Origin of the sequence: Sphingomonas taxi (assembly GCF_000764535.1) — a bacterium.
Lineage (GTDB): Bacteria > Pseudomonadota > Alphaproteobacteria > Sphingomonadales > Sphingomonadaceae > Sphingomonas > Sphingomonas taxi.
In genome coordinates this window covers 3395893-3405000 of sequence record NZ_CP009571.1, presented here as the reverse complement: position 1 = coordinate 3405000, position 9108 = coordinate 3395893, and the positions used below count along the sequence as shown (strand labels likewise).

General features: G+C 69.6%; 8 protein-coding genes (1 of these 8 only partly in view). 3 read left to right on the top strand and 5 right to left on the bottom strand.

Translation table 11 applies throughout. From position 1 onward, the window contains the following. Positions 1 to 998, top strand: the 3' portion of a protein-coding gene (locus MC45_RS15590) for a lipopolysaccharide biosynthesis protein (RefSeq protein ID WP_038665127.1). 487 nt of this gene lie to the left of the window's left edge; the window shows 998 of its 1485 coding nt (coding positions 488-1485); its start codon lies beyond the left edge, outside the window; it ends in the stop codon at positions 996 to 998. Here the strand turns inward: MC45_RS15590 and MC45_RS15585 are convergent, their stop codons facing one another. The 5 genes from MC45_RS15585 to hisS form a co-directional block, all read right to left on the bottom strand. Beyond that, a complete protein-coding gene (locus MC45_RS15585; protein WP_038665125.1) occupies positions 999 to 1427 on the bottom strand; it encodes a CBS domain-containing protein in 429 nt (142 codons plus the stop codon). Positions 1428 to 1575: 148 nt separating this feature from the next. Further along, positions 1576 to 2601: a DUF4167 domain-containing protein gene (locus MC45_RS15580; RefSeq protein WP_038665122.1), complete on the bottom strand. Its 1026-nt coding sequence runs from the start codon at positions 2599 to 2601 to the stop codon at positions 1576 to 1578. 308 nt (positions 2602 to 2909) lie between these two features. Then, a complete protein-coding gene (prmC, locus tag MC45_RS15575; RefSeq protein ID WP_038665120.1) occupies positions 2910 to 3725 on the bottom strand; it encodes a peptide chain release factor N(5)-glutamine methyltransferase in 816 nt (271 codons plus the stop codon). Between the two features lie 315 nt (positions 3726 to 4040). Beyond that, entirely contained in the window at positions 4041 to 5120 is a 1080-nt protein-coding gene (gene prfA / locus MC45_RS15570) for a peptide chain release factor 1 (RefSeq protein ID WP_038665117.1), read from the bottom strand. 37 nt (positions 5121 to 5157) lie between these two features. Continuing rightward, positions 5158 to 6402, bottom strand: a complete 1245-nt coding sequence (gene hisS, locus MC45_RS15565; RefSeq protein ID WP_038665114.1) for a histidine--tRNA ligase — start codon at positions 6400 to 6402, stop codon at positions 5158 to 5160. A 50-nt stretch (positions 6403 to 6452) separates the two neighbouring features. On the opposite strand from hisS, the gene MC45_RS15560 reads away from it, so the two are divergent. Further along, positions 6453 to 7109, top strand: a complete 657-nt coding sequence (locus MC45_RS15560) for a DUF1345 domain-containing protein (protein WP_038665111.1) — start codon at positions 6453 to 6455, stop codon at positions 7107 to 7109. Positions 7110 to 7176: 67 nt separating this feature from the next. Further along, a complete protein-coding gene (locus tag MC45_RS15555) occupies positions 7177 to 9093 on the top strand; it encodes a M61 family metallopeptidase (RefSeq protein WP_038665108.1) in 1917 nt (638 codons plus the stop codon). Positions 9094 to 9108: the final 15 nt, after the last annotated feature.

Sequence of the window (9108 nt, the reverse complement as noted above, 5' to 3'; positions counted from 1 at the left end):
CCTCGCTCGCCGGCGCGGGCGCGGCCTTGGGCGGCGCGCTGGCGGGATGGGGGGTGTGGACGCTCGTCTGGGCGCCGATCGCGCTCTACGCGGTGCGCGCAATCATGCTGACCTGGGCGGCGCGGTCGCTGATCTGGCCGAGCTTCGACTTCCGCGGCGCCGGTCATCTCGCGCGCTACGGCGGGATGATGGCGGCGGGACAGTTCTTCTGGTTCCTGCAGAGCCAGATCGACGTGTTCATCGCCGGCCGCCGGTTCGACCCGCACCAGCTCGGCATCTACACCACCGCGCTGTTCCTCGCGCAGATCTTCGTCTCGAAATTCGTGCCGCCGCTCAACGAGGTGGCGTTCAGCGCCTATGCGCGGATGCAGCATGACGAGGGTGCGGTCGCCCGCGCCTTCGTGCGCGCGGTGCGCGTCATCATGGTGCTCGCCTTGCCCTTCTACCTCGGTCTCGCGGCAACCGCCGAACCGCTGGTGCTGACGATGCTCGACGCCAAATGGGCGGAGGTGACGCCGGTCGTCCGGCTGATCGCGCTGGCGATGCCGTTCATGACGCTGCAAGTGCTCTATGCACCCGCCTGCGACGCGCGCGGCCGGCCGGGGATCGGCGCGCGCAACGGTGCGGTCGGCGCAATGCTGCTCGGATTCGCCTTCCTGATCGGCGTGCATTGGGGACCGGTCGGGCTCGGCTGGAGCTGGATCGCCGCCTATCCGCTCTATCTGATCGCGAGCAGCCGGCGGTCGTTGCCGGTGATCGGCGCGAGCGGACGCGACCTCGTCGGCGCGATCGCGCCGTCGGCATGCGCCGCGATCGGCATGGCGCTGGTGGTGACGCTGGTCGACCGGCTGCTGCCGGCGCTGCCGCCGCCGCCCCGGCTGGCGGCGCTCGTCGCGGTCGGCGCCGCCACCTATGGCGCGTGGCTGGCGCTGTTCGCGCGCGGCACGATCCGCGAACTGATCGCCCTCGTCCGCAAACGGCCGCTGCCGGCGGCCTGATCAGCCGTGCTGGATATAGTCGCGCATCGCCGCGGCTTCCGCCTCGATCCGGTCGATGCGATATTTGACGAGATCGCCGATCGAGACGAAGCCGACCAGCCGCGGGCCCTCGACCACCGGCAGATGGCGGATGCGCCGCCGGGTCATCAGCGACAGGGCGCCGATCACCGGCTCGCCCGGCGCGACCTGCTGCACCGGCTGCGTCATCACCTCGGCGAGCGCGAGATCGAGCGCCGCGACGCCATGCGCGGCGAGCGAATAGACGACGTCGCGTTCGGAGACGATGCCGACCACGCTGCCCGCGTCGATCACCGGCACCGCGCCGATCCGACGTTCGGCGAGCAGCGCCACCGCCTGCCCCAAGGTCGCATTGCGCGGCAGCGAGACCACGTCGCCGCCCTTGTCGCGCAGGATTGCCGCGATCGTCATGCCATTCCTCTCCTTCGTTCCGACTCCGTACGATGCGAAGGCGGTTGCCGGCAGGAGACCACGTTTGCAGCGACTTGGCAAAGCGCCGGAAACGACGAAGGCCGGCTCCTCGCGGAACCGGCCTCCGGATCAGATCAGCGCGACCCGCTCACTCCGCGGCGGGAACGTCCGCGGCGGGGGTGCGGACGCGGCGGCGACGCGGCTTGGGCGCCTCGTCCCCGGCGTCGTTGGCAGCGGAGATGTTGAGCGACGGCGGCAGACGATCGGCATCGACGCCATTGCTCTCCGGCGCCTCGGCGACCGGTGCGGCCGGCGCTTCGGGTGCGACAGCGGCCTCGGGCGCGGCATCGGCCTGCGCGTCGCGGCGCGGACGGCCCCGACGCGGGCGCGGTGCGAGCACCGGCGAATCCGCCTCGAGCACCGCTTCGGTCCGCTCCTGCAGATTCTCGCCTTCGGCGAGCGGATCGGCGCGGCGCTGGCCGGCGACCTCGACCGGCTGTTCGGCCGCCTCGAACCGGGGGCGGCGGACGCGATCCTCGCGCTGCGGGCGATCCTCGCGCTGTTGCTGCGGACGATCCTCTCGGGCGGAGCGCTCCTCGCGCTGCTGCGGGCGATCGTCCCGGCTGGCGTCGCGGCTGGCGTCGCGGCCGGAATCGCGATTGCCGTCGCGCTGGCCGCGGTCGTCGCGATTGCCGCGGTCCTCCCACTGACGTGCCTGGCGCTGCGGCCGGTCGTCGCGATTGCCGCGGTCGTCGCGCTGCTGGTCGCCGCGCGCCTGACCCTGCTGGTCACGCTGATCGTTGCCGTCCTGCTCGCCGGCGCGGATCGGTTCGCCCTCGTCGCCGTAATCGTCGTCGTCGTTGAGATCGAACGGCTGCTGGCGCTTGGGCTGGCTGTTGTCCTCGAACCGGCCGCGCTGGTCGGCGATCACGCGGAAATAATGATCCGCGAACTGGAGGTAATATTCGGTGGTGACGCGATCGCCCTGGCGCTGTGCCTCGCCGGCGAGGTTCTTGTACTTTTCGAACAACTGGTTCGCGTTGCCGCGTGCGCGGCTGTCGATGCGGTTGCCGTTGTCGGGCCGACCCTGGCCGCCCTGACGGGGACCGTTATTGCCACCATTGTTACCGCCACGACCGCGACGGCGGCCGTTCTGCTGCCGATTGTTGATCAAGCTACTGTCCCATGATCAGAGTATAAATGGTCCCTGGAAAACCAATCCGGTCGATCGCGGCCAATCCCGCATCGACCTGCCCGACCCGGCATCCGCCAGCCGAACAACGCGCCCTTCCGGGTCGCCGCGTGCCATAAGCGCCGCTCGAGCCTGCCACGGCCACCGATGGTCGGTGGCGACATGACGAAGGATGCGGGTCACCGCGTGCCGATCAACCTGCCAATGCTGATGCTGCGTGCCCCGGCCCGACCAATAGCTGGCGTGAGGCAGGTCCGACAAGCGAAATATGAGGGCCGGCCTCGCTTCTTTCAACCCCGATGCGCGAGCCGGACGAGCAGGCAGCGGTCGCGCCCGCCGAGATCGCGGTGGATCTGGCTGGTCAGCCCCTGCCCAGCGAACAAGGCGGCGACCGATTTTGCCTGGGTATGACCGATTTCCACGGCGGCGCAGCCACTTGGCGCGATCAGCCGCGGCAGTTGCCGGGCGAGGACGCGATAGTCGTCGAGGCCGTCGGCGCCGGCGAACAAGGCGCCGGCGGGTTCGTGCGCGCGGACCTCGTCGGGGAGGGTTTCGCCGGTGCCGATATAGGGCGGATTGGCGAGGACGAGGTCGAAACGGGCATCGAGCGCCGCCGCCCAGTCGCCGCGGACGAAGCGCGCGCGGTCGGCCATGCCGAGCCGCTCGGCATTGCGTCGGGCATAATCGAGCGCCACCGCCGAACGGTCGATGCCGAGGCCACGCGCCGGCCATTCGTCGAGCGCGGCGAGCAGCAGCGTGCCGGGGCCGGTGCCGAGATCGAGCACCGTCGCAGGCGCATCGCCGCCAAAATGGCCGGCGGCGGCGATCAGCAGCGTCTCGCTGTCGGGGCGCGGAACGAGCGCTCCGGGCCCGACGGCGAGGTCGATCGTCCAGAAGCCGCGCGTGCCAGTGATATAGGCGACCGGCTCGTGCGCCGCGCGGCGGTCGACCAGCGCGGCGAAGGCGGGCGGGACGGCGCGCGCCATGTCGAGCAGCAGCCGGCTGCGCTCGATGCCGAGCGCGTGCGCCATCAGCAACTCGGCGTCGAGGCGTGCGGTCGGAGAGAAAGCGAGGCGCGCGGTCGCTTCGGCGAGCGCGGCGCGCATGGCGGCGGGGTCGGGGGTGGTCACGCCGTCATGGCCCCTTCTCGGTCATGTCGGCGCATGCCGGGAGACTTGATTGCGGGCGACCGACGGCGCGCAGCCATGCGGACGACATCGCATCCATGGATCCCCGCCTGCGCGGGGATGACAGCGGAAGGTGGGGAGGCGCGCCATACGCGCGATACGTTGGCCGAGTAGTTGGCAGGGCGGTGAGCGGTGGACGAGGGCGGATGGCAGCGCTCATCCACGTGGACATCGCGTCCAAGCGTGCCGGCTTCCGCCAGGATGACGAAGGGCATCCGCCGCGGTCCGCCCGCATCACCCGTCGAGCGAGGCCAGCCGCTCCGCCTCGTCCTGCGCGATCAGCGCGCCGATCAGTTCGTCCATCTCGCCTTCGAGGATCTCGGGCAGACGGTGCAGCGTCAGATTGATGCGGTGGTCGGTCACCCGCCCCTGCGGGAAATTATACGTCCGGATCCGCTCCGACCGGTCGCCCGAGCCGACCATCGCGCGGCGCGTCCCCGACCGCTCGTTGGCGAGCCGCTCGCGCTCCGCCTCATAGAGCCGGGTGCGCAGGACCTTCAGCGCCTTGGCCTTGTTCTTGTGCTGCGACTTCTCGTCCTGCTGGATGACGACGAGGCCGGTGGGCAGATGGGTGATGCGCACCGCGCTGTCGGTGGTGTTGACCGACTGGCCGCCGGGGCCGGACGAGCGATAGACGTCGATGCGCAGGTCCTTCGCCTCGTCGATGCGGACGTCGACATCCTCCGCCTCGGGCAGCACCGCGACCGTCGCCGCCGAGGTGTGGATGCGCCCGCCCGCCTCGGTGGCGGGGACGCGCTGGACGCGGTGGACGCCTGCCTCGAACTTGAGCTTCGCGAACACGCCGGTGCCGGTGACCGAGGCGACGACCTCCTTGAACCCGCCCGCGTCCGACGACGAGCCGCTGATGAGCTCGACGCGCCAGCCCTGCCGCTCGGCGTAGCGCTGATACATGCGGAACAGGTCGCCAGCGAACAGCGCCGCCTCGTCGCCGCCGGTGCCGGCGCGGATCTCGAGCATCGCGGCGCGTGCGTCGGCGGCGTCGCGCGGCAGCAGCGCCAGCGCGAGCCGGCGGTCGGCGGCGTCGAGCGCGGCGCGATTGTCGCGCAGCTCCTCGGCCGCCATCAGCCGCAATTCCTCGTCGCCGGTGTCCTCCGCCATATAGGCGAGACTGTCCGCTTCCTGGCGCAGGCGGCGTACCTCGCCGGCCGCCGCCGCGACGGGTTCGAGCTCGGCATATTCCTTCGACACCGCGACGAAGCGATCGGACGGCAGGTCGCCGGTCGCCATCAGCGCCTGCAACTCGTCACGCCGCGCCTCGATCTGCGCGATCCGTTCGGGGGAGATGGTGGTCATCCGATCCTCCCCGACACCGGGAGGATTGCCAGCGCGCTCATCGCAGCGCCTCGGCGAGAGCGGCGAAGGCGACCTGCCGCTGGTCGCCGCTGGCGAGCGTCTTCACGGTCGCGACGCCGGCGGCGAGTTCGTCGTCGCCGATGATGAGCGCATGACGGGCACCGAGCGCGTCCGCCTTGGCGAGCCGCTGCTTCATCTTGCCCTTATAGGCCATGTCGACCGCGACGCCGGCGCGGCGCAGCTCGGCGACGAGGCCGAGCGCGCGCGCTTCGGCCGCCGCGCCCATCGGCACGACCACCGCGTCGATCGTCGGCGCCGCCGGCTCGTCGAGCAGCATCGCGAGCCGCTCGACCCCCGCCGCCCAGCCGACGCCGGGGGTGGGCGCGCCGCCGAGGCTCTCGACCAGCCCGTCGTAGCGGCCACCCGCCAGCACCGTGCCCTGCGCGCCGAGCCGGTCGGTTACGAATTCGAACGCGGTGTGGCGGTAATAATCGAGGCCGCGTACCAGCCGCGCGTTACGCGTCCACGCGACGCCCGCCGCATCCAGTCCCGCCGTCACCGCATCGAAGAAGGCGCGCGCCTCGGGCGTCAGATAGGCGTCGATGTCCGGCGCAGCATCGGCGATCGGCCGGTCGCGCGGGTCCTTCGAATCGAGGATGCGCATCGGGTTCTTGTCGAGCCGGGTCAGGCTGTCCTCGGACAGTTCGCCGCGATGCGCCTCGAAATGCGCGACCAGACCGGCGCGCCACGCCTCGCGCGTCTCGGCATCGCCCAGCGTGTTGAGCTGCAACGTCACGCCATCGGCGATGCCGAGCTCGCGCAGCAGCTGGTCGGCCATCACCAGCAATTCGACGTCCGCGGCCGGCTCCGCCGCGCCGAGGATCTCGGCGTCGATCTGGTGGAACTGGCGATAGCGCCCCTTCTGCGGGCGCTCGTAGCGGAACACCGCGCCGCTCGTCGTGATCTTGAGCGGCGCATATTGCTGCCAGCCCTCGGTCAGGAAGGCGCGGGCGATCCCCGCGGTGAACTCCGGGCGCAGCGTCAGCGAATCGCCGCCGCGGTCGGGGAAACTGTACATCTCCTTCGACACGACGTCGGTCGTCTCGCCGATCGAGCGCGCGAACACCTCGGTTGCCTCGAAGACGGGCAGGTCGACGCGGCCGAAGCAATACAGATGCCGCACGCGCTCGAACGTGGCGAGCACATAAGCGAAGCGGCGCTGGTCGTCGCCGAAGATGTCCTGGGTTCCGCGCACCCGGCGCGGCGTTTCGATACGGGCCATATGCGGGCGCTATCTAGGCGAGCCCGCGGCCAAGCGCTAGCACCCCGACGATGACCGACCGTCAAGCCTATTGGGGAATCGGCAGCCGCATCGCGCCGCCGCGGTTCGCGCTGTTCGCTATCGTCTTCGCCGCGGGGCTGGCGGGGCTGATCCCCGTGCTGGGTCGCGGCCGCGGGCTGATGGCGGCGTTCGACATCGCCGCGATCATCTTCCTCCTCGCCGTCTCGACGCTGTTCCGCCACGGCGAGGCGGCACGGATGCGGCGTTCGGCGCGCGACAACGACGCCAACCGCGCCGCGCTGCTGGCGATCACCGCGGCGACGATGGTGGTGATCCTGGTCGCGGTCGCCGGCGAACTGAAGGGACGCAACGACGCCTATGCGATCGTGCTGGTAATCGCGACGCTGGCGCTGGCGTGGCTGTTCGTCAACATGGTCTATGCGATGCATTACGCGCATCTGTTCTACAGCGCGGGCGAGGACGGGAAGGATGAGGGCGGACTCGACTTCCCCGACTGCAAGGAGCCCGATTACTGGGACTTCCTCTATTTCAGCGCGACGCTGGGCATGACCTTCCAGACGTCGGACGTGCAGATCGGCTCGCGGCGCATCCGGCGGGTGGTGCTGGGCCATACGCTCGCGGCGTTCGTGTTCAATCTCGGCGTGGTGGCGTTCACCGTCAACGTATTGGGCGGCGGCGGCGGGTAAAGGACTGGACGGGTGACCTTTCGGCCGCTTACACATTGCCGCAACATTCTTTCGCCGAAAGCCCTCCATGATCCGCAAGCTCGTCGTCGCGTCCCTCTTCCTGTCCGCCGCCGCGCCGGCGCTGGCGCAGGTCCCCGCCGGCAATAGTGCGCCGCAGCCGTCGCCCTTCGTCGACACGATCCCGGCGCCGCGCGACGTGCCCTATCCCGGCACGCTGAAGGTCGAGGTCGACGCGACCGACACCGAGCGCGGCATCTTCCGCGTGCATGAGACGATCCCCGTCGCCAAGGCGGGCGCGATGGCGCTGCTGTTCCCCAAATGGCTGCCCGGCGCGCATTCGCCGCGCGGCGAGATCGAGAAGCTCGCCGGTCTGGTGATCCGCGGCAACGGCCGCATCCTGCCGTGGACGCGCGATCCGGTCGACGTCTTCGCCTTCCACATCGACGTGCCCGCCGGCGTGCGCACGCTCGACGTCGAATTCCAGTTCCTGTCGGCCACCAAGCCCGACCAGGGCCGCATCGCGGTGACGCCCAACCTGATCAGCCTGCAGCCCAATTCGGTCAGCCTCTATCCGGCCGGCTATTTTACCCGCCAGATCCCGATCCAGATGACGGTCAAGTTCCCGACCGGCTGGACCGCGGCGGGCGCGGTGCCCGCCAAGGCGGTCGGCTCGACCTACGCCTATGACAAGACCAATTACGAGGTGCTGGTCGATTCGCCGATGCTCGCCGGCCGCTACGGCAAGACCTGGCCGCTCAGCGACCGGGTGAAGCTCAACGTCTTCGCCGATTCGCCCGAGCTGCTCGCCGCCAAGCCCGAACAGATCGACGCGCACAAGCGGCTCGTCGAACAGGCGGTGAAGACCTTCGGCGCGCAGCATTACGACCATTACGAATTCCTGCTGTCGCTCTCCGACCAGCTTGGCGGCATCGGCCTCGAACATCATCGCAGCTCGGAAAACGGCTCGCGGCCGACCTATTTCACCGAATGGGACAGCAACGTCGCCGCACGCAATCTGCTGCCGCACGAATTCACCCATAGCTGGGACGGCAAGTTCCGCCGCGGCGCCGATCTGTGGACGCCCGATTACCGCACGCCGATGCGCGGCTCGCTGCTCTGGGTCTACGAGGGACAGACGCAATTCTGGGGCTATGTCCTCCAGGCGCGCTCCGGGCTGGTCAGCAAGCAGGACACGCTGGACGCTTATGCCGGCATCGCCGGCCTCTACGATCTCGCGCCGGCACGCCAGTGGCGCGATCTGGTCGACACCACCAACGATCCGGTGATCTCGGCCCGCCGGCCCAAGGGCTGGACGAGCTGGCAGCGGTCGGAGGATTATTACAACGAAGGCCTGATGGTCTGGATGGAGGTCGATGCGATGCTCCGCCAGCAGTCGGGTGGAACCAAGTCGATCGACGATTTCGCCCGCGCCTTCTTCGGCGTGCGCGACGGCGACTGGGGCGAGCTGACCTATCGCTTCGAGGATGTCGCCGCGACGCTCAACGCGATCCAGCCCTATGACTGGGCGGGCTTCCTGCGCAAGCGGATCACCGAGACCGGCCAGCCCGCGCCGGTCAAGGGCTTCGCGATGAACGGCTATACGCTCGTCTACGGTCCCGAGCCGACCAAGTATTTCACCAATGCCGAGAAGAGCGGCACGATCAACGTCACCTATTCGATCGGTCTGTCGATCGGCAAAGACGGCGAAGTCGGGCAGGTGATCTGGGATTCGCCGGCATTCAAGGCGGGACTCGATGTCGGCACCGTGATCCAGGCGGTGAACGACACCGCCTATAGCGGCGATGCCATGAAAGCAGCGATCGTCAATGCCCAGACGTCCAAGCAACCGATCCGATTATTGCTCAAGAATGGGCCACGGTACCGCGAAGTCGCCATCGACTATCACGGCGGCCCGCGGTATCCGCACTTGCAGAAGACCGGCACGGGCGAGACCGGGCTCGACAAGCTGTTGGCGCCGCGCTGAGGGGCGGCGGCCAAG